This window comes from Methanocella paludicola SANAE (genome assembly GCF_000011005.1).
Classification (GTDB): Archaea; Halobacteriota; Methanocellia; order Methanocellales; family Methanocellaceae; genus Methanocella; species Methanocella paludicola.
In genome coordinates this window covers 2,372,902-2,397,322 of the sequence record NC_013665.1, presented here as the reverse complement: position 1 = coordinate 2,397,322, position 24,421 = coordinate 2,372,902, and the positions used below count along the sequence as shown (strand labels likewise).

Below are 24,421 nucleotides of genomic sequence, written 5' to 3'. Positions count from 1 at the left end.
AAAAATTTTTTAACTTTTAACTAACGGGGCGCCCTTATCGTCGGCGGCCTTCTTTTTAGTGGTCTTACGGGCGGGCTTCTTCGCCGGCTCGGATGACTTCCGGACGGGCGTGACCTTCTCGGCGGCGTTCTTCTTCTGCCACTCCTCGTAGTTGCACTGCGGGCACCCCAGGTCCCACGGCTTCGAGCCTCCGTTGACGATACGGATGTGGCTGATGCCGTGCTTATCGCAGTTCTTCTCGGTCACTATTATAGTGCCCATGCGGGGCAGGGGCAGTATGAAATTACATTCCGGATAGCCTTCACAGCCGATGAACCGGCCTCCCTTCTTGCTCTTCCTCACGTAAAGGTCCTTGCCGCAGCTCGGGCATTTGCCGATGCGCCTGTCCTCGCGCAGGCCCTCGTAAAGGACCTCCCTGATATCGTTATGGTTCTTGTCAAGGTCGTCGAAGATGGTCTCGAGCATGCCCTGGGATTCCTGCACGACGGCCTCCTCTTTTATCTTGCCTTCCGCGATACTGTCCATGTCCGACTCGAGCCGGCTGGTCATGTCCGGCTTGGTGATGAGGTCCGCGTACTTCTCCAGGGCGCCCACGACGGCGAACGCCGTGTTCGTGGGCACGGGCGGGTTGCCGTGGACGTAGTTCCTGGCATATAGCTTCTGGATGGCCTCGTGCCTGGTGGATTTCGTGCCCAGTCCCAGGTCTTCCATCATCTTGACGAGCTTGCCCTGGCCGTAGCGTACGGGCGGCTTCGTGAGCTTTTCGTCCATCGCAGCATTCTTAACGGCCAGTTCCTGGCCGACGGACAGCTCGGGGAGCAGCTCTTCCTTTGCCATACCATAAGGATAGTATAGCCTGTATCCCGGAGTCGACAGCATGGAGCCGGTGGCTTTGAAACGCTCGCCGTTCACGTCCACGCAGACGTTGCGGACCTCGTACTCGGCCGGGGGCGCGAGCGTGGCGAAGAACCGGCTCACGACCAGCTCATAAACGCGCCACTCGTCCGCCTTTATCTCCGACTTGCGGGCGCTGGCGACCGGGTATATGGGCGGGTGGTCAGTGGTCTCTTTTTTGCCCCTGGTGGGCTTGAAACTGCTCTGCTCCAGTAATCTTTGTGCGTATTTGCCGAACTCGCCGCCAGCGAACTGGGCGACGATCTCTTTCAGGTTCAGGCTCGCGGGATAAACGGTATTATCTGTACGCGGGTACGAGATCCAGCCGTTGACGTACAGGTTCTCGGCGATGCGCATGGCGTTGGCGGCGCTGAAGCCTATGCTCGCTGCGGCCCGTATGAACTCTGTTGTGGAGAACGGTATGGGCGGGTATTCGACCCGGGGCTCCTTCTTATAGTCGGCGACCTTTCCGGTCCTGCCAAGGCGGGCCATGATGCCCTCAGCCTTCGCTTTTTCCGTGAACCGGTTGCCGGTGTGGCCGGCGACGAACTCCTCGCCGTTAGTGAACGTGGCGTAGATCTCCCAGTAAGGCGTGGGGGTGAAGGCCTTGATATCCTTCTCCCGGTCCACGATGAGCGCCAGTAGCGGCGTCTGGACCCTGCCCACGGACAGGAAGCTATTCCCTAAACGGCCGCATGTAAGCGAGATATATCTGGTCAGGGCGGCGCCCCAGACGAGGTCGATCTTCTGCCTGGCCTCGCCGGCGGCCGCAAGGTCGAAGTCGATGGGCACGGTGTTCGCGAAGGCGTGCTCGATCTCCTGCCTGGTGATGGCGCTATAGCGGGCCCTGTCGAACTTCGCGGCCGGCGCAGCGTCCTTGATGATATGATACGCCTCGACGCCGATGAGCTCTCCCTCACGGTCAAAGTCGGTCGCGATAGTGACATGGGTCGCTTCCTTCGCAAGCTTTTTTAAGGCCGTAGCTATCTTTTTCTGGGTGTACCTCATCTCGGTATTTGCCCAGATCAGGTCTTTTGGCGCAGTGCTCTGCCAGTTATTATATTCGTCGGGGAAGTCGATATTCACTATATGCCCGGACAGGCCCACGACGGCCGTGTCATCGCCTTCGTAGACGCTGACGCCGTCGACCTTTCTCTCCTTCGCGCTGCCGAGTAGCAGCTGCGCGATCTTCCGGGCGGTGATGTTCTTCTCCGTCACGATCAGGTGCATTCGAGTAACTCCCTCAACAACAGGTTCACTTCGGCCGGGTCGGCCCGCCCGTTCGTCTTCTTCATGACTTTCCCCACAAGATAGTTCAAAGCCTGGGGCTTCCCATCCTTATAGTCCCGGATGGCCTCCAGGTTTTCCTTGATGACGTCTTTGACGGCGGCCTTAGTAATGTCCGTCTCGACCTTAGCAAGGTTTCTCGAAAGTATAATATCCTTCGGGTCGCCGCCCTCGTCGAGCAGGGCTCGCATTACCTCGACGGCGCCCTTATCCGTGATGATGCCCGTCTTGAGCTGCTCCAGGATGTAGATCATCTTTTCCGGCTCGAAGGCATCCTTGATATCCCGGTCCCGGTAGTTGAGCTCGCCCTTCAGGTAGTCGGCCACCCACGTCGCCGCCAGCCGGGGCTCGCACTTTCCGGCCACGCACTCGTAATAGTTCGCGACCCTGATTTCGGACGTGATCACTTTCGCGTGGTCGTCCGAGATGCTATATTGTTTTTTGAAGCGCTCGCGCCTGGCGTCCGGAAGCTCGGGAAGCGTCGCCTTCAGCCGGGGCTCCCAGCTTTTCACTGACAGCGGGACCAGGTCGGGCTCGGGATAATAGCGGTACTCTTCCGCCTGCTCCTTCGTACGCAGCGTGATCGTGCAGTTCCGCTCGTCGTCGTAGTGCCTCGTCTCCTGGGTAACCTTGACGCCCCGCCTCTTCATGTTCTGCTGCCTGGATATCTCGAACAGCAGGGCGCGCTCCACGCCCTTGTACGACGAGATGTTCTTGATCTCTACGCGTGCGCCGCCCCTCAGTGACACGTTGGCGTCGACCCTCAGCGCCCCTTCCAGCGAGCCGTCGAAGACGTCGAGGTACTCTAAAATGTTGCGCAGCTTGTTGATAAAGCGTCGTGCTTCTTTGGGCGACCGGAGGTCGGGCTCCGTTACGACCTCGAGCAGCGGCATGCCGCTCCGGTTGTAGTCAACGAGCACGAACTTGCTCGTCTCGATCGAGCCCTGGTGGACGAGACGGCCCGGGTCCTCTTCCATGTGGACCCTGCGAATGCGCACGGTCCTTTCCTCGCCGTCAGCCTCGACCGTGAGGATGCCGTTCGAGGCGATGGGCCAGTCATACTGGGTGATCTGGAACCCCCTCGGCAGGTCCGGGTAATAGTAATTCTTACGGTAGAACTGGGTGTGCTCGGCGATCTCGCAGCTTAGCGCCAGGCCCACCATGATGGAGTATTCCACGGCCTTTTTGTTGATGACGGGCAGCGCCCCGGGCAGGCCCAGGCACACCGGGCATGTCATCGTGTTCGGCTCCAGCCCCTGCTGCTTCGTGGAGCAGCCGCAGAACAGCTTGCTGTTCAGCTTATTCAGCTGGCAGTGTATCTCGAGGCCTATGATGACGCTGCCTTCAAGTCCGTCGCCGTCCATTTAAAATCCCTCCGGGAGCTTCTGGAAGTCGGTGTTGAGCTCGTAAGTGTGGGCCGTCCTTATTATTTTTGGCTCGTCGAAGAAGCCTCCGATGAACTGGATGCCTATGGGGAGCTTTCCTGCGAACCCGCAGGGCACCGAGATCGACGGCACGCCCGCTAAATTCACGGGCACGGTATCGATATCGGCCATATACATGGACAGCGGGTCATCCGCATGCTCGCCGATCTTGAAGGCGGTCGTGGGCATCGTCGGGGCCGCGAGCACGTCCACGCCCTTGAAGACCTTTTCGAAGTCCTGCTTGATGAGAGTCCTTACCTTGAGCGCTTTAAGGTAGTATTTACCATAGTAGCCTTCGGAGAGCGCGTAGGTGCCCAGCATGATGCGGCGCTTGACCTCTTCGCCGAATCCCTCTGCCCGAATGCGGGAGAAGGTCGTATGCCAGTTCTCGTCCTTACCGATGCGCAGGCCGTAGCGCAGCCCGTCGAACCGGGCCAGGTTCGACGACGCCTCGCACATCGCGATGATATAGTATGCGGATAGCGCGTACTTCGTATGGGGCAGAGAGACCTCTTTATAGTCGGCGCCCAGCTTGTCCAGCTTCATGATGGCGCTCCACACGGCATTATCTACCTTTTTGTCCGTGCCTTCTCCAAAGTACTCCTTCGGGACGCCGATAGTCAGGCCTTTGACGTCCTCGACGAGGTGATCGGTATAGCAGGCGTCATGCGGGACGGACGTGGAATCCTTCGGGTCGTGGCCCGCGATGACGTCCAGTAGCAGGGCAGCGTCGCTCACGTTCCGGGCCATCGGCCCCACCTGCTCGAGCGAATTTGCATAGGCGATCACGCCATACCGGGATACGAGGCCGTACGTGGGCTTGATCCCCACGACGCCGCAGAAGGACGCGGGGCATCTGACCGACCCGCCAGTGTCCGTGCCCAATGCCATCCGGCACTCAAGGCCTGCCACGGCAGCGCCGCTGCCGCCCGAGGAGCCGCCGGGCACCCTCGTGAGGTCCCAGGGGTTCTTCGTAGGCCCGTAATAGCTAGACTCCGTCGAGGTGCCCATGGCGAACTCGTCCATGTTGGTCTTTCCTGTAATGACGGCGCCCTCTTTCCTGAGGCGTGCGACGACCTCAGCATCAAAAGGAGGCACATATCCAGAAAGGATCTTCGAGCCGCATGTCGTCAGCAAGCCTTTCGTCGTAATACAGTCCTTGACCGCGACCGTCATGCCGGCCAGGCGGCCGGAGACCTTTCCATCGTCCACCTTCCCCGCCGTCTCGAGCGCGCCCTCCTTATCGAGGGTAATGTAGGCGTTCAGCTTACTATGCTTAATACGATCGAACGCCTTGTGGACAGACTCTTCGTAGAGGGCCATTATTACACGATCCTGGGGCCCTTGAAGTAGCCTTTCTCATGTCTCGGGGCGTTCTTCAGCGCCTCTTCCTGCGGGAGCGGCTCGTATGCATCGTCCTCCCGGAAGACGTTATTAAGGCCGATAACGTGGTACGTCGGCTCTACTCCCTCGGTATTGAGGCCGTCGAGCTCTTTGAAATATTCCAGAATAGAGTTGAACTGCTTCGCAAAGCGCTCCTGCTCGGTCTCGTTAAGGTCCACGCAGGCCAGGCTCGCGATATGTTGGACGTCTTTCACGCTTATGGCCATAATTTTTCTCCGTATAGTGACTGTAGATGATCACGAATGCCCTTAAAGTTTCTTTTCGACGCCAGCCTCTCTAGCGTTTTTTGCGTGCCGGTGCCGTATTGTATGGCCTTTTTAGGCGCATATGCGACTTCCCGGGAAAGATACTTCTCGGACATTTTTCTAAGAACATATTTGCGTATATAATCCTTACCATCGAAATGTACCTTAAGTGACGTATCCATTTTCTGTGCCGCCCGTATGACGCTCAGGCCCAGGTACGGCACTCTAAGCTCTACGCCGTGGGCCATCGTGGCGGCATCGTCCCTTTCGAGGTTCACTTCGGCAATGTGCTCCAGGTCATGCTCCAGCGCTTCTGCCAGCCGGCCTTTTTTTGCCGCGGCCTCGTGGCGGGCGTAGCCGCCGAAGAGCTCGTCGGCGCCCTGCCCCGACAGCAGCACCCTGTACCCATCATGCCTCGCCCTCTCGGCAAGTATGAACAGCGGCAGCGCTATGGAGATCTTCACAGGGTCGGCGCTCTCGACCGCGTACACCACCCGGGGCAGCGCTTCTTCCACGTCCCGCTCGTCGTACTCGTAGACGACGTGTCTCTTCTCAGCGCCCATTAGCTCAGCGGCCTTTTTTGCCGCCCTGACATCGTATGAGCCCTTCAGGCCCACGGTGCACAGGGGCAGCCCGGAAATTGCGCCCACGAGAGCGCAGTCGACCCCGCCCGAGAACGCGACCGCAGCGTCGCTGTGCCGCCGCTGTTCTATCGACTTCGCCAGCGCCCCGTCAAGCGCATTAATGGCCTCATCTTCGTCCTTTATGACCGGATAATGCCGGGGCAGGCCAGCGGCCGGGCGCTCCTCGCCGTCATAATATATGTGGCCGGGCGCAAGAGTGCGTATGTCTTTAATTCCCGTATGTACCAGCGCCTTTCTTTCCGAGGCGAACCCGAAGCCCTGCTCGCTCTTACCGTAGTAGAGGGGCTTGATGCCAACGGGGTCCCGTGCCAGCGCCAGCCGGGAGCCGTCATAATACGCGAAGGCGTACTCGCCGTCGATGTCCGGTGCCGCCTTCATGAAGCCCTCCATGCCATCCCTCAGGATCCCTGCCAGCGCCATCGTATCGGATTCTCCCGTTATGAACTCCCTGAAGTTATAGATCTCTCCATTATATGTGAACGCCCTGTCCCCTAAAGCAACGGGCTGACGGGCGTCGCCGGTGACCTTCAGGTGGACGTGGCCCATGCATACGGTGCCGTGCTCCCATACGCGCTCTCCATCCGGCCCCCTGTGCCGGATGAGCCGCATGATCTCCGCCGTCTTAGGCCCCGCTTCAGCTCCCGAAAACCCGCCAATGCCGCACATCGTCGTATGCAATTATCTGCGCTTTTTAAAAAGCTTTCTTTTGGGTACAGTAAAAGTAATTTTTCATGCTGAAGAAAAAAAGCAGGCTATTTTTTCCTTGACACCACATACTCGCAGAGTATTTCGAGCCTGTCCCTCGCGAGGCTTTCGGGGATGACGTCGAGATAGCGTTTCGCCTCTTCAGCCTTCTCCCGGGAAATGGAGCCGGCTTTCTCAATGTAAGGCTCGAGCTCTCCGAGCAGCCTGTCCCTGCCCATCCCGAGCATATCTTCCCTGGAAAAGCCGTCGTCCGCGGCCAGGATCATGACCAGCGTGGGACGGTTCATCTTCAGGTCCAGGAACGCGGTCTTCCCGATCTGCTCTGTCCCGGTAAAATCCAGGATATCGTCCCTCGCCTGGAACGCCAGGCCCAGGCTCCTGCCGTACTGTTGCAGGGCCTTCACGTACTTCTGGTCGGCGTTGCCGACCAGCGCCCCGGATTCCGCGGAAGCGCTAAAGAGGGACGCCGTCTTTTTATCCGCGATCTTATAGTAATCGTCGATGGTGAACTTCTTCTTCTCAAGCTCGAGCGCTTCGCCCTCGGCCAGCCTCAGCATGGAGTCGGCGACGCAATCGATCATCTGCTTCGTGAGCCCCAGGTCACTGCGGGTTATCTCGCGTATGGCGAGGGAGAGCATCACGTCGCAGGCGATGAGCGCCATCTCGTTCCCCCACCGGTTATTGATCGTCGCCTTTCCCCGCCGGATGTCGGACTTATCGATGATATCGTCCAGTACGAGGGACGTGTTGTGGAGCATCTCCACTGCCATGGCCGGAGCCATCGCCCTTTCCATGTCGCCGCCCGCGGCCTCGCACGATAGCGTAAGTACCGTCGTGCGTATCCGCTTTCCTTTCAGCGAAAGAGCGTACCTGACCACCTCGGACAGCAACATCGGCTCTATGGCGTAGGCGAGCGCGTTCAGTCTGCTGTCTATAATAGAAGCCCGCTTCTCCATCAGGGCTTCGATGTCCTTGAGGGAACTCTCCATATTATCTATCCTTTAGATTCCGCAACAAGATATAATTGTTTGCTTGTGCAGGCCTGACAGGAGGTCGCTTAGAGAAAAATAATTATTGCTTTTTTGCCACCATGATGATGTCGTATGTCCCTTCCTTTCCCTGTGGCGACATCTTAAAGTCCTCGTAGCTCCTGATATCCTGGAATCCTGCCTCTGCCAGCAGCTCCCTGAGACGTCCTGTCTTTAAGGGATAATATTCTACGGTATCGACGGCGAATTCCGGCAGGCCCCCTCTTTCGATGACGGAAAGTATGTTGAAGACGACCTTCTTTTCATAGTATTCGATGGCGAAGATGAACGTGTCCGTGCCGCGCCCGTCCCGCCTGTGCATCGACGGTATGAACGGCTCGCGGTCCTCGTAGAGGCGGTCGAAGTTCTCCATGTGTATGACGCATGTCCCGCCCTCGTTGAGCGCCCCGTACATGCCTTTCAGCGCCCTCAATATGTTATCGTCGCCGAACTCGTGTGGCAGCGAGTTGCCCATGGAGAGTACGCAGTCGTACTTCTTTTTATTTTCAAGCGCCTTCACGTCGCCCTGCTGGACTCTCGAGTCGTATCCCTTTGTCTTCAGGTTCTCCTTCGCCTTCCCGACCATGTCGGGCGATATATCGATGCCCTCAACGTCATACCCCATGTCGGACAGCATGTCCACATGGAACCCCGTTCCGCAAAAGCAGTCCAGTACGGAGCTTACATTGTTCGCGTCCAGCACGTACTTGAAAAATCGCCTCTCTCTCCGTATGCGCTGATCCCACGGCATGAATAGGTCATATTTGCCGGCGAAGCCGGAGTAGAAGCGGTGTAAGCTTTCCGCGGAGTTCATACGATCATGGTATATGTGCAGCTTGCTAAAATAGGCAATATCCTGAAAATGCGAAATGGCGCCGAGGAGGAGACTTGAACTCCTAAGGCCTTGCGACCGCTGGTTTTCGAGACCAGTCCCTTACCGTTAGAGTACCTCGGCATCCGCGGAAAACGTCAACCGTCCTGTCATACAGGACGCCCGACACGCTCCCCAATTTATATGCCGGGAGTATTTATATCTTGTGCATCCAATATCATCATAGTGATACTGATGCCTAACAAGTTCAGAAAGCGGAACATCGAAAGGAAAGGCACCAAGAAAGAGCAGGAAAAGGACAGGAAGCTCCTTGGTAAGAACGTGACCGGGCTTACTGACATGGAAGAATTGAACAAGGAATACGAAAAAGAGACCGCGCCCGTGGAAGAGGGCGAGGTCGAGTCCCGCATTATCGGGCCCAAAGAGGGCGTTTAAGGCTTGAAGGTCACTGTTAAGCTATTTGTGGGCGAGGTAAGCAGCCGTGAGCTGGAATTACCCGACGGCGCGACTTACTTCGACCTTTTATCATTTTTAAAGGTCAACCCGGAGACAGTGGTCGTCTTCAGGGGCGGGGTGCCCGTCGCCTTCGATTCCCGCGTATCAGGGGATCATATAGATGTTATGCGTGTCGTATCGGGCGGCTAAACAAGCTTTAATATATTGCCCGGCCATAAGCTAGCGAAGGAGCGGCCATGTACGACGTCCATAAGATCCGGGAGGATTTTCCCGTCCTGAAAAAGGTCATCTACCTCGACAGCGCGGCCACGAGCCAGAAGCCCGTGCAAATAGTCCGGGCCATGGACGAGTACTTCCTCGAGTACTGCGGCCCTTACGGAAGGGGAGCTCACCGGCTCTCCCGGGAAACCACCGGGAAGTACGAGGACGCCCGCGAGGCCGTAGCGTCGTTCCTCGGCGTGCCCCCTCGCAACACCATTTTTACCCGTAACACGACGGAGAGCATCAACATGGTCGCCTACGGCATGCCCTGGAAGAAGGGCGACCACGTCATCACGTCGATCTCCGAGCATCACAGTAACTTACTGCCCTGGCAGAGGCTTGGCGACCGGGGCGTCACCATGACGGCAATCGATACGGACGAGAAGGGCGTCATCGCCGCCGGGTCGATCGAGGCCGCCATCACCGATAAAACGAAGCTCATCGCCGTCGGCCACATCTCCAACTTCTTCGGCGCCGTCCAGGATGTGCCCGCCATCGTGAGGATCGCAAAAAAGCATGGCGTTAAGCTCCTGCTCGATGCCGCCCAGTCCCTCGGAGAGATGAAGTACGATTTCAAAGCGTCCGACATCGATTTCATATGCGCGCCCGGCCACAAGGGTTTGCTCGGCCCCCAGGGAACGGGCATCCTGTGCGTGAAAAATCCGGAAGAGCTGACGCCGGTCTTCGTCGGCGGCGGTACCGTGAATACCGTGACCATAAAGAGCTTCAGCTTCGATGACATCCCCTCCCGGTTCGAGTACGGCACGCCGAACATCCCGGGCGTGATCGGCCTCGGTCGTGCCGTAAAATACGTGGAGGAGCTCGGCGTCGGCAACATCGAGGCCCACCTGAAGGAGCTTTCACAGTACTGTGCGAAGCGCCTTTCGGAGATACCGGGCATAGAGATATACGGCCCGGAGGACCGGGGCTCCCTGGTCTCGTTCAACGTGAAGAACCTCAACTCCCACGACGTCGCCATGATACTTGACGAGACGAAGAGGGTCTGCGTCCGGAGCGGCGCATTATGCGCCCAGACCGCCCTTGCGAGGCTATGCATAACGGGCGCAGTGAGGGCCTCGTTCGGCTGCTACAACACGAAGGAAGAAGTTGACACACTGGCATCCTCCGTAGAAATGATCGCGAAGACACTCACATAAGCTATTTCATCTCTTACATGCAACTAAATAGCGTGCATCGACCATGCTCAAGTCCCTCGAAAAGCGCAAGGAGCTGCTAGGCCTCATCGAGAAGATCGCCCGGGATAAGGGCTTTTTTGACGTCTACGACCTGTCGGGAGCCTCGGGCATGCCCCGGAGCACCGTGCAGGACTGGGTTAACCGGTTCGTGGACGACGGGTGCATCAGCGTCCTCGAGGAGCGCTCCGGCCGAAAGCGGGCAAAGTACGCCATGCGCCGGATAAGGAGCCTCCCCGCGTCGGCCTGCAGGCGTATCTTCACCACGGTAGACGGCGACATCGTCGAGATCTTCCACGAGTGCCGGAGCGAGGGATGCATCGCCTTCTGCGAGTACATGTACGCGATCGGGAACCCCAGGGTGCGTAAGAACGGGCTCATACTGCGCCAGAAGGTTAAGACGGGGCCGGTGGCCAGCGTGGCCAACGAATCACTCGACCTGGAAAAAGTGACAGTGAGCAATGGCCTGGTCTACCAGCATATTCGCACGTTCGGCGGCCCGGCGTACTCGCTCACCGAGATGATGGAGAGCGCCGACGGCGTGCTGGACATCAAATACTCGAAAAAGGGCGACTACGTCGAGGGCATCGTCGTGACGGAGGCGCTGACCCACATGGCCATCGGCGTGGACGACACGGACGACGCCGACTCGGGCGCCACCTTCGCCCTCACGCTCTCCATGCTCGACCTCTTATCCTCCATCGAGGGCGTGCGGAGGATATCCCATAACGTGGGCTTCCTCTACCCGGACGTGCCCGGCAAGACCGCCGGGAACGCCGTGAGCTATATCGAGCTGGCGGTCAAGAAGGAGCTTGTCGAATCGCTCATCCAGCGTGCGGCCGATTACCTCCGGGAGCAGACCCATTCGAAGGATACCGGCATGGCCGTAAAGATAGGGCTCAAGGCCTGCCCGGAGCTGCTGAGCTTTGCCTGCAGGGCGAGGAACGGCGTTGTCACTATCGATGAGGCGCAGGCTGCCGCCCGGAAGTCCCGGGTCCGAACGTACGAGATCACCGGGGAACGCGGCATCATCGGCGCTGTGGCATCCCTGGGCATGATCGACTCCCCGCCCGAGGCGCTCATGGATGTTAAGACGCCCATCCTTACTGGTTGACCCCCGCTCAGTAACCGAAAAAGACTTAATACTTGTTGTCATTATCCGATTGAAGTCGCTAAAGTGCTAAAGAGCCCATCTTATGACCCCTCAGCCGCCAAAACGAAGCCTCACGTCCGAGCTCATATTTCTCGGCGCTTTATCAGTTCTCATTATCATCCTGGGAGCCAGTGCCTTTTACATATATGATTACGTTACGCCTGACGCCACTCCCACGCCGGTGCCTACGCCAACGCCTACTCCGACGCCCACATCGACGCCCCGGCCCACGGCGACGCCTACCCCTCAGGCCAGCACGGGGCCCACGCCCACGATAGATACGGGGGTCTACCAGCAGGACACGAAAATCACCGTCGGCAACTTCGAGTTCTCCTATCCCGGCATCTGGGAGCGCTACATCGTGTACGACATGTTCGACGGGACGAAGAACTATACGTTCCTTTACGATACCAGCACAGGCGACCGGACCCAGATCGCCGACGGTACGGTATTCTCGTTCGGCACGATAAGCATGGGTAAGGTCATGCTGTTCTACCCTAACAGCGGTAACAAGATCTACTTATATGATATCAAGACGAGGGAATCGCTCCTCACCTGTACGGACGACAACAGCAACCGCAACAGCATCACCATGTTCGGCGACAGGCTGGCATACTACCAGGACGTGGGCCACTATAACTCTGAAGGCAACTGGGTGCCCAGCTACCATATCTACGTCTTCGACATGATACAGGGTTGTGCCTCCGACGTCATGTCCGACCTTCCCAAGCCGCTGGACATACGGATCTACGGCGATAAGCTGGTTTACACGGTCGTGAGCGGCACGGGGAGCGACATCTACCTGCTCGACCTGTCGTGGAAGACCCCGGCGGCCCGGAAGATATCCTCGGGCACGGGCAACAACAACCACGCCCGCATATACGACCACACTGTCGTCTACCACTCGGACATGGAAGGCAAGGACCACATCTACATCTACGACATAAACACCGGGACTACCAACTGCCCGACGCACGAGGGCCAGCAGTGGAACGCCGATATTTATGACAACACCCTGGTCTACGACGACAACCGTAACGGCAACTGGGATATTTACGCCTACGACCTGAACACCCACGTTGAGCGCCGCATCACGAACGAGCCGAACGACCAGAGGGCGCCGGTACTATACGGCAGCCGCATTGCCTATCTGGACAACAGGGACGGCTATTCGGCCATCTACACTATGTCCATACAGTAAAGGTCGTGCCCATGAACATACAGGCCTGGCTTAAGGAATTTCGCGTGCTTTTCCTGATCTTCGTGGCGCTGCCCGTCGTAATGGGCTCGGCCGTTGCTTACGCATATGTGCCAGAGTCATTTAGCCTTCTCTACGGCGTGCTCGCGGTCGTGGCCATGATGGCGCTTCACGCGGGTACCGTCATCGTGAACGACTATTTTGACTTCAAAAGCGGCACCGACGTACTGAACAAGGAGCGCACCCCATACAGCGGCGGCAGCGGGCTCCTGCCCGAGGGAAAGCTGAGCCCCATGAGCGTGCTTATCGCGGGCCTCCTGAGCTTCGGGCTCAGCGCCGTGCTCGGCATTTTCATTGTCATTACCCGGAGCCCGGCCGTGCTCGCCGTCGGCTTCATCGGCGCCGTCATCGGCTTCTTCTACACGGCCCCGCCCTTTAAGCTGGCCTACCGAGGCCTGGGCGAGACTGCCCGGCTCATCGCCACCCCTCTGATGGTGCTTGGCGCCTTCGTGGTGCAGGTGCCCCTGTCCCCTGCGAACTTTAACGACTTTCTCGTGCCCCTCGCGGTCGTGTTCGTATCGTCGCTGCCCGTGGCTTTCCTTAACACGGCCGCCATGTACATCTTCCAGTTCCCCGACTATGAGGCGGACTCGGCCGTCGGGAAGAAGAACCTGGTCGTGCGGCTGGGACGAAAAAATGCCGTCTACGTGTTCATATTATTGAGCGCTCTTGCCTACCTGGCGTTTTTCGCGGGTATCCTGTCGGGCATGCTCCCGTACTTTGCCGCTATCGCCTTCGTCGCCCTGCCGCTGAGCGCTTTTGCCTGCCAGGGGCTGCTCAAGTATTTCGACCGGCCTCGATCGCTGGTGCCGTACATGAAGTCGGCGAGCGACTCGTATATTCTGGCGACCATAGTGCTTACAGTCGCATTCGTTCTCTGAAACTGGCATATGCCATGTTGCCCGTGATGTTGATTTGTTTGGTCGGTATCACGAACCTCTCCAAAGGAATTAAACCACAAATCTTTCTTTAAGATTTTACTCACTAAAACTTAAATCTCTAAAACACCGTCAACGCCCGAACTCTCTAATACTCTGGGCATTGCACGAACGCCCGAAGCCCCAAACCCGAAAAGAAGTCTCTAAAGCTCGAATACACGTTTGAAACGCTAAACAGTGGAGCACGAACACTCTAAGAGCCCGGTCGTTCCCCCGCATTTTGGGTGTTTTGTGGCATTGGCGGTTTAGCCGTGCCTTCGTGTGTTCGTGCTCCACCTTTTAGCGTTTCAAACGTGTTTTAGAGCCTTAGAGCATTCTTTTCGGGTTAGCGCGTTAGAGGCTTAGAGCACTGCCCTGTGGATTAGAGAGTTCGTGCGTTGACGGTGAGCTAGAGCATTCGAGGCTTCGTGAGAAAAATCTTAAAGAAAAATTCGTGCTTTAATTCCTTTGGAGAGGTTCGTGATACCGACCAAACAAAACAGCGTTTAAATGATAAGAATAAGCTACGGGCGGCGGCCATTCGATCTCTGACCGGTCGCTATCACATACAGGCTCTTACCCACATAACGCAGCCCGTGGTAGATCTGCTTCAGCCGCAGGTAGTTCGTGAACTTCGTCTCCCCGAGCCGCCCCCGGATCGTCACGGGGACGGTCCCGATGCGGAGGCCCGCCTTCCAGGCATTATAGACCATGTCGTACTCGATCTCAAAGCCCCGGGCGACCAGGTAAGGATAGAGGGTCTCGACGGACTTACGGCTAAACAGCCAGTAGCTGGTCTGGATGTCGGGCAGGTCCATCCGGTAAGCGAAGGAAGTCAGGCCGGACGTGGACGAATTAATAAAAAGTGAGAACCACCCAAGCATGTCATGCTGCACCTTACGGTCCCTGGCGCCCAGCACCATATCGTGGCCGCCGGCCTTCATCGCGTCGAACATGCGGCTGATCTCCGACGGCGGATTCGTATAGTCGGCGTCGATCATGCCCATATACAAGTACTCCTTACCCAGGAAGTACTCCATGGCAGACCTGACGCCGCAGCCTTTCCCCTTGCCGAACTTCTGGGGTAAAAAGCCGTAGCCGAGACTTTCGGCGACCTCTTTTGTCTTATCGGTGGAGCCGCCGTCCACTACCAGAACGTCCATCCACTTCGGGATCTCGGGGGCGAGCGCTCCCAGCGCCTCTTCCTCGTTCAGCGTGGGGAGCATCAGCAGGAAATCGCTCATAGTACAGCTTATTAATGTACGTAGCCTTCTTTCCTTAAAACTTCCTCGACCTGCTCCATGGCCGTTCCGATGTACTTCGCCGGGTCGGTGATCTCGTCGATCTCGGCGGGCGTCAGCTTGCCGGAGATCTCAGTGTCTTCCATGAGGGCCTGCCTGAAGGGCATATTGTGCTCGAACGCCTTCATGGACGCGCTCCGGACGATCTCGTGGGCCTTCTGGCGCCCGAACCCGCGGTTCGCCAGCGCTATCATGACGGCCTCGCTCATCTGCACGCCCTTGAGCACGTTGAGGTTGCGCTTGATGTTCTCCGGGTAGAACGTCAGGCCGCTGATCACGTTGATGGTCTTCCTCAGGATGTGGTCCAGCAAAATGGACGCCTCGGGGATTATGACACGCTCACAGGACGAGTTCGTGAGGTCCCTCTCGTCCCACAGGGCGTTATTCTCCAGGGCTGGCTCCACGTAGGCCCGAACGACCCGTGCCAGTCCGCATACCTGCTCCGAATTGATGGGATTCCTTTTATGGGGCATCGTCGACGAGCCGACCTGCTTCTTGCCGAAGCCCTCCGCGAGCTCGCCGATCTCGCTCCGCTGCATGAGCCTGATCTCCAGGCAGATCTTATCCAGAGTGCTGGCCACCAGCGCCAGGAACTCCATGTATTCAGCATGCCTGTCCCTCTGGATGATTTGGCTCGATACTGTGACGGCGGGTATGCCGAGCTCCCTCATCGTAAGCTCCTTGATGCGGATGCCGTCCTTTCCGAAGGCCGCCTGCGTCCCCACGGCGCCGCTCATCTGGCCTACGGCCACGCGGGGCTTCATCTGTCTCAGGCGTTCCTGGTGCCTTGCGACCTCCATGGCCCATATGGCAAACCTCAGCCCGTAGGTCGTGGGCACAGCAAGCTGGCCATGCGTACGACCCGCCGTTACCAGCGTCTTCGTCTCGTCCGCCTTCTTTAAAAGCGCCTGCTTAAGCTTCTCCAGCTTATCGTCGATGATCTCCATGGCGTCCTTAAGCTGCAGCGCCAGCCCGGTATCCAGAATATCGTTTGAAGTGGCCCCGTAGTGGATCCACTTGCCGGCCTCGCCGCACTGCTCCGCGTAGGCGAGCACAACCGCCATCATATCGTGGCTTATCTCGTCCTCGATCTGCCTGACCCTCTCTACATTGACCTTATTCATGCACGAGGCGATGGTCTCCGCATCGCTCCTCGAGACAAGGCCCACCTCGGCCTCCGCCTTCGCCAGCGCCGCCTCCACCATGAGCAGCTTCAGTAATTTCGATTCCTCGGTCCACACGGCCTTCATCTCGGGCGTGCCGTACCGGAACTCTATGGGATGTATCGCCATCGCGTATCAGTCCATTAATCGTATACGAATTAGCCTCGAAATACCTATAGATGTCGCCTTTAAAATAATATCCCTTTCACGTCATATGACGGCGTGTACCTGCCGGAACTCGACAAGTCTCTCAGGGTAATTGCTGCATAAATAATAAGGGTCCATAGCGGCAAACTTCTCGATCTCATCCAGCGTGTCGGCGTTCCATATGCCGACCTTCAGGCCCTGGCGGCGTATCTGTCCCACGAATGGGGGCGTCGCGATCTTCTTACTGAGCATGACGGCGTCCGCCCGCATGCCGGAAAGCATATCCAGGCAGTGCCGGGGGTCGTCGGGCATCTTATCCATGATGGCGGCCGTCGTAATCCCAGAGTCCATTTCCTTTACGAGCTTGACGGAATCAAGAATAAACGACGAGACCATGCAGCTAGACTTGATATCGCTTCTCAGGATGGCATCGACCACGTCCTCCTCGGTGCCCGCCTCCTTGATCTCCATGTCCATGCCGACGCGGCCTTTCGCCAGCGCGATTACCTCAGCTAATGATGGGATCCGCTGCCCGTCGCCAGCGTCCAGGCCCTGAAGCCCCTCTAAGGTCATGTCCCGGATCATCCCTTCGCCGTTCGTCGTCCGGTCCACTTTTTCATCATGGATGACCACGAGCACGCCGTCCTTCGTCTTGCGGAGGTCGAACTCGATCCAGTCCACGCCGATGTCGATGGCACGCTTGAATGACAGCATGGTGTTCTCGGGCGCCTGCCGCGGGGCTCCGCGATGGCCGACGATCTGGTACATGAAAAAGGCTCTACTCTCGCGCTTATAGATTTTCACTAAAATAATGCCGTAAAAGAAAAGCGGGTGAAGGATCTTAGTTGATGTTCACCCACACGCTCTGGACTCTCGTGGAGTTATCCAGCGTAAAGTCGATGCTGCGGCTGGACAGCGACGGTATCGACGAGATGGTCCTGACGAGCTCGCCCGTGGAATTATCCGCCAGCGACTGGATCGTGACCTTCACCAGGACGCTGCTCACGTCAGAATTGCCCACGTTAAAGACGTTCACGGTCAATTTCATGTCCGAGGTATTGTTCGCGCCCAGGCTCGATGTTATGCGGTAGTTATACGCCACCGTCGGCTCGCTCTCGAGGAACTCCCCGACCTTGACGGTCATCGTGTCGCTCTGGTTCTTCAGGGAAGCGTAATCCGTCGAGACGTTATCGTACTTCGTCTCGAGCTGATCAAACCGCTCTTTCAGGTCCGCGTTGTTGGCGACGAGGGCCGTGTACTTGCCCGAAAGGTCGTTATACGAATCGTTCAAGGCGCCGAACGCCTGCTTTGCGGCCGCTGCGTCGTTGTTGGCGCCCTTCTCGTTGTTATACATCAGGAAAACGCCCGCACATAATATCAGCACTACGACGACCAGGACAACGACAATAATGTTCGACAATGAGCCGTTAGGTTTAAAGCCGCCACTACCAAGTGACCTTCCATTACTCAAACAACCATCCCCTTTAGTACATGATTATTATCGGCATATAATATAAAAGGTTAGTGCTTATCCGTTCTAGGTCTCATACCAGACGTTGTTGAGCCGCACGGACGTCGAATACTCCCATTTCACGTGCCTCTTGTCGAGGGCTTCCACGTCGGTGAAGGTCTGCTCGCTGACGCTCGTCGTGTTGTCGGCGTTCACGATCTCGCCTTTTATGGTAATTTTATGTTACCTTTACCCGCCATCACTTCGCCTCCATGTGCCTTAATTAGCGTAGTCTGGCGGGGGCTAAAATAAAGCTTCTCTCACGATCCGTGAACTTCAGGAGTACCGACTTTAGTTGTACTCGACCCACACCGATTCTATCTGCGCCAGCGGGGAGAGCTCCCACGTGTAGTTCCTCTTGTCCAGCGGCGCCACGTTCGTAAAGGTCTGCTCGTTGAGGTTCGGCTGGCCGTCGAAGATTATGCGGCACTTGATGGTGACCCGGGACGCCTTGTTGTCACCGACGTTATAGGCGTTGGTCACGAGGTAGCGCTTCTGGCCGTCGCCGCTTCCCGAAAGGTACGTGTTATAGGAGAGGGCTATCCGGGGGCCGTTTTCCTGGAAGCCGTCGACGCTGGATCTAAGGCTGTTATAATCCGACCTCAGGGACGACTCGTTCGAGGAAAGGCCATTGTACATGTCGCTCAGGTTATTGTACCGCTCCGTGAGGTTGTTGTTGCTTATGATGAGCGCCGTGTGCTCGTTAGAAAGGTTCAGATATTTAGCGCCGAGGCCGTCCAGCTCCGTGTTCTTAAGGCTCAGGTCAGCAGCCCGGTCGTTCGACTGGTCGTAGTAATAATACGTCGTCGCCGCCAGTATGGCCGCTGTCGCTGCGAGCGCAATTATGAACTTATACTTCCAGAGCATGTTCATTAAGCCGGGTTTCTCTTCATTTATCATCGGACGGACCTCATGTAAAGAATGTGCCGGCCATTAATAAAGTAGATGTTGTCCCGCCTGCCGGAAAACAGAAATAATATATACAACCGGGCATCTATTAGGGCAGTGGTGTCTCAAAATGGATAGGTTAGAGCTGGTCACGAGAAACGTCGAAGAGGTAGTGACCATGGATGAGCTGAAGAAGCTTCTAGAGGAGAAGGCGCACCCGTCGGTCTATGTGGGCTACGAGCCAAGCGGCAACGTTCATCTCGGCCACATGATCACGGTCAACAAGCTGATCGACTGCCAGAACGCCGGTTTTAAAGTGACCGTGCTGTTAGCCGACCTTCATGCTTATCTTAACCGCAAGGGCACGATGGCGGAGATCGAGAAGATCGCCGAATATAACAAGCGGTGCTTCATTGCGCTGGGGCTGAGCGAGGAGAACACCCGGTTCGTCCTGGGCTCATCGTACCAGCTATCCCCGGAGTACGAGATGAACGTGCTCCGCATGGCCTGCGACACGACGCTGAACCGAGCGAAGCGCAGCATGGACGAGGTGTCGAGGGACGCCGAGGACCCGCACGTCTCGCAGATGATCTACCCGCTGATGCAGTCGATGGACATCGCTACGCTGGACGTAGACGTGGCCGCGGGCGGCATCGACCAGAGGAAGATCCACATGATCGCCCGGGAGCAGCTCCCCACCATGGGCTTTAAGAGCCCCGTGTGTCTGCATACGCCCATACTGCTGGGGCTGGACGGGACTAAGATGTCCTCCAGCAAGGGGAACAATATCAGCGTCGACGAGCCCGCCGAGAGCGTCACTAAGAAGATCGATAAGGCATTCTGCCCCATCGGCGTCGTCGAGAATAACCCGGTGCTGGACCTGTTCAAGTACCACATCTTCATGAGGTATCCGGCCATAACGATCGAGCGGCCCGAGAAGCACGGCGGGAACATGGATTTCTCCAGCTTCGAGGCCCTGAAGAGCGCGTTCGCCGAGAAGAAGGTCCACCCGATGGACCTGAAAAAGGCGGCCGCTAAGTATATGAATATGATCTTAGAGCCTGTAAGAAAGAAAGTATAATATCATCCGTCTGCGTATGCATTGAAGGTGATAGACTGAGTATCCCGGATAACAGGGGTGGCCGCCCTGGAGAAGAGGGCGAGATGGTCACCAGGGTACGAGTACCCAATAAAAAGGAAAGAGAGATGTTAGGCACCGTGACCAGTATGCTCGGCGCCAACCGCGTTGTTGTCAGGTGCGTCGACGGCGTGACGAGAATGTGCCGGATCCCGGGGAAGATGAAGAAGCGCATCTGGATCCGCGAGAACGACGTGGTCATCGTCATCCCCTGGGAGTTCCAGGACGAGAAGGCCGACGTGGTCTGGCGGTATACCGGCCCGCAGGTTAACTGGCTGGAACGTAAAGGGTTTTTGTAATCCTCTTAAAACTGTTTATCACCTGAAAACGGATGGGGCGTTATGCCCCGGCTTTAACTTTTTATTTGTTGAATTGATTTACCAGGCCCACGCCATAGTCGGCAAGCTTTTTGGCCCCTTCCGCGCTCCTCGACTCGGCGAAAACCCTGATGATCGGCTCCGTGCCGGACATCCGGATGAGTACCCAGCCTTCCGGCCTATAAATTTTAAGGCCATCGGTATTATCGACGTTCTCGCCCTTCGTGTAGGCCTCGATCGCCTGGATGACGGCCTCCTTGTCCTTGCACTTGATCTTGTCCTTGACGCTGTGGTAGGCGGGCATCGAGTCGATGATCTCCGATAATTTCTTGCCCGTGTGCGCCAGCATCTCGAGCATCGACGCAGCGGACATGCCGCCGTCCCGGCAGTACTGGAATTTCGGGAAAATGAGCCCTCCGTTGCCTTCTCCCCCGAACACGGCGCCGGTGGCCATCATGGTCCGGGCCACGTAGATGCTGCCCACCTGGGTCCAGATGACCTTCGCGTCGTACTTATCGGCGATGTCCTGGATAAGCGAGGAAGAGCTGACCGGCGTGACGATGGTGGCGCCGGGGCTCTTTTTCAGGATGTGCTCCGTCATGATGGCGAGCAGGACGTCCTCGTTGACGAACCTGCCCTTCTCATCCACAAATACGGCCCTGTCGGCGTCGCAGTCGTGGGCCACTCCCAGGTCTGCGCCGGCCGAGACGACGGCCGCCTTCAGGTCGTTGATCTCGTTGCCCGTGGGCTCCGGGTTCCTGCCCGGGAACGTTCCGTCCACCTGGGCGTTGAGGGTGACGACCTTACAGCCCAGCTTTCTCAGGAGGAAGGGCGTGGTCAGGCTGGCAGCGCCACTGCCGGGGTCCGCAACTACCTTGAACTTCTTATTCCCGATGGCTTCCGCGTCCACTGTAGAGACGATCCCGTCGATGTAGAGGGGCTTCGGGTCGGCGTAGCTCAGGCCCCCGGTCTGGCTCCACTGCGCCCTGGCGAACGCGTGAGAATAATAAAGCTTCTCGACGACGGCCTCGTCCTCGTGGGAATATTCGGTGCCGTCCTTCGCGATGCCCTTGATGCCGTTATACTCGGGAGGGTTATGCGAGGCCGTGACCATGATGCCGCCGTCCAGCTTACACTGCTTCACGTAGTTCTGGACCGCCGGGATGGGGGCGATGCCAAGGTCTACGACCTTACAGCCCGTCGATAAGAGCCCGGCGATGACCGAGGCTTTGATCATCTCTCCCGACTCCCTCGTATCCCGCCCCACGGCAATGGTGCCCGGCCTGAACGTGCCGAAACCCTTCGCTAAGTTCATCGCCATCTCGGTCGTCAATTCCACATTCGCTATGCCTCTAACGCCATTCGTCCCGAATAATCCCATAACACTACCTCAGTGAATATCGTGTACCCAGTAATCGCCGGATACGGTCTTTTCTTTCTTCCATATGGGCACTTCCGCCTTGACCCGCTCTATTGCATCTTTTAGGGCGGGGAATAGTTCCTGCCTGTGTCCCGATAATATCACGATAAAAACGATGTCCTGGCCTGCCTCGATGCGGCCGGTCTTATGATATATGATGACGTCTAAAATGCCCTCTCTCTTTTTTAGATCGTCCTCGATGGCCTTTATGCGCTCTTGTGCGACGGCATCGAAGCTTTCGAATTCCAGGGCTTCCGTCCTCTCATTATCGGCCATCTCGCGGACGACGCCCGTGAATGTGCCGATGGCGCCTGCCTCCCTGTACCCGGGGCTTCGCTTGATCTTTGCTATAAGGCTGTCCAGCGTCACGTACTCGGGCTGTTCCATTACGATCTTTACCAGCTCTTTGGCCGGGACGTTGATGTCCACCCGTGCCACCACGTTTTTAGCCTCTACATCGCCGACGGCTATCTTGGGCAGAGCGCTCTGCTTGAACCCCTCTACCACGGCAAAGTCCATGCCCTGGTCCGCAAGCCTTTCAACAGCTTTTTCCACGTCGACCTGCCGGACGATCTCAACGCTCCTCGTCGCCGTGACGCCGATGGTGACCGATGCGCCGGCGTTCAGGTGGCGCTCCGTATCTCCCGAGAGCGGTAATATCTCCTCCCGGGTGTGCTTGACTGTCCCGACCGCCCCCTGCTTAGCGAGCTCTCCCACAAGGCGCTCAACAAGCGTAGTCTTACCCGACTTATGGTAGCCGACGATGGAAATGACCTTCATATCGGCTTAAAATATAGCGCGGATACTCATTAAATCTTCTGTTAATGGTTTCGTATCATTATCACAATCGCATATTACCGCTCGAGGCACTAAGCGTACAGAGGCACTATTTTCACCACAATGGCACGAAGCGCACGGAGTTTCACAAAGTCTTTTTTATATGCGGGTCACTAAGGCCACAGAGCAGGCTTTTTGGGTTAAGAGGCACGAAGGGGACAATGACACGATGGCAAAAAGTGTTCGCATGTTCATTCGTTGTGCCATTGTATCCTTTGTGCCCTATCGCCAATGAACCGGGCTTTGTGACCTCTGTGCCTCAAATTATAAAAAAAGCTTTGTGAGCCTTCGTGAACTCCGTGCCATTGTGGTGGAAATAGTGGCTCTGTAAGCTCAGTGACTTAAAACTAAAGCTTTTCACATAAGGCGATTCCAAGGCATCTGCAAAGAATATTCGCATGGTAACATTGTCCACCATACATTTATAATGCATCAGCGCCGTAAAAGCGATTAAGGCAGAACAGAGGACTTATCATGGGTATTAGGATCGTGGCGGGGCCGGCGTCCCAGCTTCTGGCGACGCGGGTGGCATCGCTCCTGAAAGTTCCGGTCGACCTGACGGAATATAAGCTGTTCCCGGACGGGGAAGTGTATTGTCGGGCGACGGGCGATATCAAGGGCCAGGACATCGTCATCATCCAGAGCACCTACCATGCCTCTGACCTGATCTATCTTTTAGAGCTGATCGACGCATGCGATGAGGCGAAAAGCGTTACCGTGGTCACGCCGTACTTCGGGTATGCGAGGCAGGACAAGCGCTTCAAGCCCGGCGAGCCCATCACGGCCAGGGCGCTGGCCAAATGCGTCAAGGCCGACCGTGTATTTACGATAAACATCCACGACCGCTCCGTTTTGAAATATTTCCCATGCCCGGCGGTAGACCTTAACGCCGCCCCCGAATTGGGCAACTATATCGACGGCATGGAGCTAAAGGACACGACCATTCTCGCTCCCGACGACGGCGCCCTTCACCTGGTCAGGTCCGCGGCGGAGCCCAGGGGCCTGCACTACGATTACCTCGAGAAGACCCGGCTCTCGGGCGAAGAGGTAAGGATCGCCGCCAAGAACCTGGACATCACGGGCAGGGATGTCGTGATCATGGACGACATCATCAGCACCGGCGGCACTATCGCCGAGGCCATCAAGCTCCTGAAGGCACAGGGTGTCCGGGACGTGTACGTGGCCTGCGTTCACGGGGTCTTCGTACAGAACGCTTACTTAAAATTGCACGATGCCGGCGTCCGGGACATCCTGGCGACCGATACGCTCGAAAAGGCCATCAGCAAGGTGAGCGTGGCCCCGGTCATCGCCGACGCGATCCGAAAGTAGCCCCTTATTATATTATGAGCTGCAGGCCGTTATAGACCAGCATCACGCCGAAGAACAGCAGCACTAGCCCGCTCCCGAGGGTGACCGCGGGATAGATCCACCGGGCCTTAGACTTTGCATAATGCAGCGCCATCGAGAACGAGGTGACCCAGAGGATCACGCCGATGAAGAAGCCCGCGATGCCGGCGATGTCCGTGCTGGCGATCAGGACCGCGCCGGCAGTGATCCACCACAGGATGGCCGCCGGGTTCGTGAAGCCTATGGCCACGCCCGTCAAATAATAATTCTTGATGTCCTTCTTTCCGCTCTCTTTGAGGGGGCTCCTGAAGTCTTTCAGTATCCCGAGCGCCATGTAGGCGAGGATCAGCCCTCCGACCAGCGATACGACCATCTTCACGGCATCGTTGTCGAACAGGACGGCCACGCCGATGAGCGCTATGACCAGGAACGTGGCGTCCGCCGTCAGCGCGCCCAGCCCCACCTTGATGCCGTTGACGTAGGACTTCTTAACGGACTCCGCGGCGATGACCGCATTGACCGGGCCCGGGGGCACGGCCAGCGAGAGCCCGATGAGAATGCCGGAGGCCAGGTGGTACACGTCGAACATCGTACCTCACAAAGCCGCCGATAAGAAATAATTTATGCTAGGCCCGGCTTCCGAATTTTTAGT

The 24,421-nt window shown here is 57.2% G+C and carries 25 protein-coding genes and 1 tRNA gene; 9 read left to right on the top strand and 17 right to left on the bottom strand.

Annotated elements, in window-relative coordinates:
- Window positions 1-9: 9 nt before the first annotated feature.
- From MCP_RS12360 to MCP_RS12325, 8 genes are all read right to left on the bottom strand, one after another.
- The gene (locus MCP_RS12360; protein WP_012901188.1) at window positions 10-2,124 is read right to left on the bottom strand and encodes a DNA topoisomerase I; all 2,115 of its coding nucleotides are present in this window, start codon (window positions 2,122-2,124) and stop codon (window positions 10-12) included.
- A complete protein-coding gene (gene gatB / locus MCP_RS12355; RefSeq protein ID WP_012901187.1) occupies window positions 2,115-3,545 on the bottom strand; it encodes an Asp-tRNA(Asn)/Glu-tRNA(Gln) amidotransferase subunit GatB in 1,431 nt (476 codons plus the stop codon). The genes MCP_RS12360 and gatB overlap by 10 nt, the downstream gene beginning before the upstream one ends.
- Entirely contained in the window at window positions 3,546-4,928 is a 1,383-nt protein-coding gene (gene gatA, locus MCP_RS12350; RefSeq protein WP_012901186.1) for an Asp-tRNA(Asn)/Glu-tRNA(Gln) amidotransferase subunit GatA, read from the bottom strand.
- 2 nt (window positions 4,929-4,930) lie between these two features.
- Entirely contained in the window at window positions 4,931-5,215 is a 285-nt protein-coding gene (gene gatC, locus MCP_RS12345) for an Asp-tRNA(Asn)/Glu-tRNA(Gln) amidotransferase subunit GatC (protein WP_012901185.1), read from the bottom strand.
- The gene (locus tag MCP_RS12340) at window positions 5,206-6,564 is read right to left on the bottom strand and encodes an asparagine synthetase B family protein (protein WP_012901184.1); all 1,359 of its coding nucleotides are present in this window, start codon (window positions 6,562-6,564) and stop codon (window positions 5,206-5,208) included. The genes gatC and MCP_RS12340 overlap by 10 nt, the downstream gene beginning before the upstream one ends.
- A gap of 86 nt (window positions 6,565-6,650) precedes the next feature.
- Window positions 6,651-7,592, bottom strand: coding sequence for a polyprenyl synthetase family protein (locus MCP_RS12335; protein ID WP_012901183.1), 942 nt, complete (start codon window positions 7,590-7,592; stop codon window positions 6,651-6,653).
- 82 nt (window positions 7,593-7,674) lie between these two features.
- Window positions 7,675-8,445 (bottom strand): class I SAM-dependent DNA methyltransferase, encoded by a 771-nt coding sequence (locus MCP_RS12330; RefSeq protein WP_012901182.1) that lies wholly within the window; start codon window positions 8,443-8,445, stop codon window positions 7,675-7,677.
- A gap of 56 nt (window positions 8,446-8,501) precedes the next feature.
- Window positions 8,502-8,586: transfer RNA gene (locus MCP_RS12325), tRNA-Ser, on the bottom strand.
- A 111-nt stretch (window positions 8,587-8,697) separates the two neighbouring features.
- On the opposite strand from MCP_RS12325, the gene MCP_RS12320 reads away from it, so the two are divergent.
- The 6 genes from MCP_RS12320 to MCP_RS12295 all read left to right on the top strand — a co-directional run bounded on the left by MCP_RS12320 (window position 8,698) and on the right by MCP_RS12295 (window position 13,665).
- A complete protein-coding gene (locus tag MCP_RS12320; RefSeq protein WP_231845214.1) occupies window positions 8,698-8,898 on the top strand; it encodes a hypothetical protein in 201 nt (66 codons plus the stop codon).
- Between the two features lie 3 nt (window positions 8,899-8,901).
- Window positions 8,902-9,108 carry a MoaD/ThiS family protein gene (locus MCP_RS12315; protein ID WP_012901180.1) on the top strand — a complete coding sequence of 69 codons (207 nt, stop codon included), beginning with the start codon at window positions 8,902-8,904 and terminating at the stop codon, window positions 9,106-9,108.
- 47 nt (window positions 9,109-9,155) lie between these two features.
- Entirely contained in the window at window positions 9,156-10,337 is a 1,182-nt protein-coding gene (locus MCP_RS12310; protein WP_012901179.1) for an aminotransferase class V-fold PLP-dependent enzyme, read from the top strand.
- Between the two features lie 43 nt (window positions 10,338-10,380).
- On the top strand, window positions 10,381-11,487 hold the full coding sequence (locus MCP_RS12305; protein ID WP_012901178.1) for a DUF1743 domain-containing protein: 1,107 nt from the start codon (window positions 10,381-10,383) through the stop codon (window positions 11,485-11,487).
- A gap of 82 nt (window positions 11,488-11,569) precedes the next feature.
- Window positions 11,570-12,727 (top strand): TolB family protein, encoded by a 1,158-nt coding sequence (locus tag MCP_RS12300; RefSeq protein ID WP_012901177.1) that lies wholly within the window; start codon window positions 11,570-11,572, stop codon window positions 12,725-12,727.
- An 11-nt stretch (window positions 12,728-12,738) separates the two neighbouring features.
- Entirely contained in the window at window positions 12,739-13,665 is a 927-nt protein-coding gene (locus tag MCP_RS12295; protein ID WP_012901176.1) for a prenyltransferase, read from the top strand.
- Window positions 13,666-14,225: 560 nt separating this feature from the next.
- On the opposite strand, the gene MCP_RS12290 is transcribed toward MCP_RS12295, so the two are convergent.
- The 6 genes from MCP_RS12290 to MCP_RS12270 all read right to left on the bottom strand — a co-directional run bounded on the left by MCP_RS12290 (window position 14,226) and on the right by MCP_RS12270 (window position 18,722).
- Entirely contained in the window at window positions 14,226-14,945 is a 720-nt protein-coding gene (locus tag MCP_RS12290) for a glycosyltransferase family 2 protein (protein WP_012901175.1), read from the bottom strand.
- Window positions 14,946-14,956: 11 nt separating this feature from the next.
- Window positions 14,957-16,294: an adenylosuccinate lyase gene (gene purB, locus MCP_RS12285; RefSeq protein WP_012901174.1), complete on the bottom strand. Its 1,338-nt coding sequence runs from the start codon at window positions 16,292-16,294 to the stop codon at window positions 14,957-14,959.
- An 81-nt stretch (window positions 16,295-16,375) separates the two neighbouring features.
- On the bottom strand, window positions 16,376-17,080 hold the full coding sequence (locus MCP_RS12280; protein WP_012901173.1) for a glycerophosphodiester phosphodiesterase: 705 nt from the start codon (window positions 17,078-17,080) through the stop codon (window positions 16,376-16,378).
- A 73-nt stretch (window positions 17,081-17,153) separates the two neighbouring features.
- A complete protein-coding gene (locus MCP_RS12275; RefSeq protein WP_012901172.1) occupies window positions 17,154-17,783 on the bottom strand; it encodes a hypothetical protein in 630 nt (209 codons plus the stop codon).
- Window positions 17,784-17,849: 66 nt separating this feature from the next.
- The gene (locus tag MCP_RS16195) at window positions 17,850-17,978 is read right to left on the bottom strand and encodes a hypothetical protein (protein WP_269445986.1); all 129 of its coding nucleotides are present in this window, start codon (window positions 17,976-17,978) and stop codon (window positions 17,850-17,852) included.
- A 135-nt stretch (window positions 17,979-18,113) separates the two neighbouring features.
- On the bottom strand, window positions 18,114-18,722 hold the full coding sequence (locus MCP_RS12270; RefSeq protein WP_012901171.1) for a hypothetical protein: 609 nt from the start codon (window positions 18,720-18,722) through the stop codon (window positions 18,114-18,116).
- Between the two features lie 118 nt (window positions 18,723-18,840).
- On the opposite strand from MCP_RS12270, the gene MCP_RS12265 reads away from it, so the two are divergent.
- Entirely contained in the window at window positions 18,841-19,791 is a 951-nt protein-coding gene (locus MCP_RS12265) for a tyrosine--tRNA ligase (RefSeq protein ID WP_012901170.1), read from the top strand.
- 83 nt (window positions 19,792-19,874) lie between these two features.
- Window positions 19,875-20,147 (top strand): translation initiation factor eIF-1A, encoded by a 273-nt coding sequence (gene eif1A, locus MCP_RS12260; protein WP_012901169.1) that lies wholly within the window; start codon window positions 19,875-19,877, stop codon window positions 20,145-20,147.
- A gap of 61 nt (window positions 20,148-20,208) precedes the next feature.
- Here the strand turns inward: eif1A and glmM are convergent, their stop codons facing one another.
- Window positions 20,209-21,546, bottom strand: coding sequence for a phosphoglucosamine mutase (glmM, locus tag MCP_RS12255; protein ID WP_012901168.1), 1,338 nt, complete (start codon window positions 21,544-21,546; stop codon window positions 20,209-20,211).
- 9 nt (window positions 21,547-21,555) lie between these two features.
- Window positions 21,556-22,365: a molybdopterin synthase gene (locus MCP_RS12250; protein WP_012901167.1), complete on the bottom strand. Its 810-nt coding sequence runs from the start codon at window positions 22,363-22,365 to the stop codon at window positions 21,556-21,558.
- A gap of 531 nt (window positions 22,366-22,896) precedes the next feature.
- Between MCP_RS12250 and MCP_RS12245 the strand changes: the two genes are divergently transcribed.
- Window positions 22,897-23,751, top strand: coding sequence for a ribose-phosphate diphosphokinase (locus MCP_RS12245; protein ID WP_012901166.1), 855 nt, complete (start codon window positions 22,897-22,899; stop codon window positions 23,749-23,751).
- Window positions 23,752-23,758: 7 nt separating this feature from the next.
- Here the strand turns inward: MCP_RS12245 and MCP_RS12240 are convergent, their stop codons facing one another.
- Window positions 23,759-24,358 (bottom strand): LysE family transporter, encoded by a 600-nt coding sequence (locus MCP_RS12240; RefSeq protein ID WP_012901165.1) that lies wholly within the window; start codon window positions 24,356-24,358, stop codon window positions 23,759-23,761.
- Window positions 24,359-24,421: the final 63 nt, after the last annotated feature.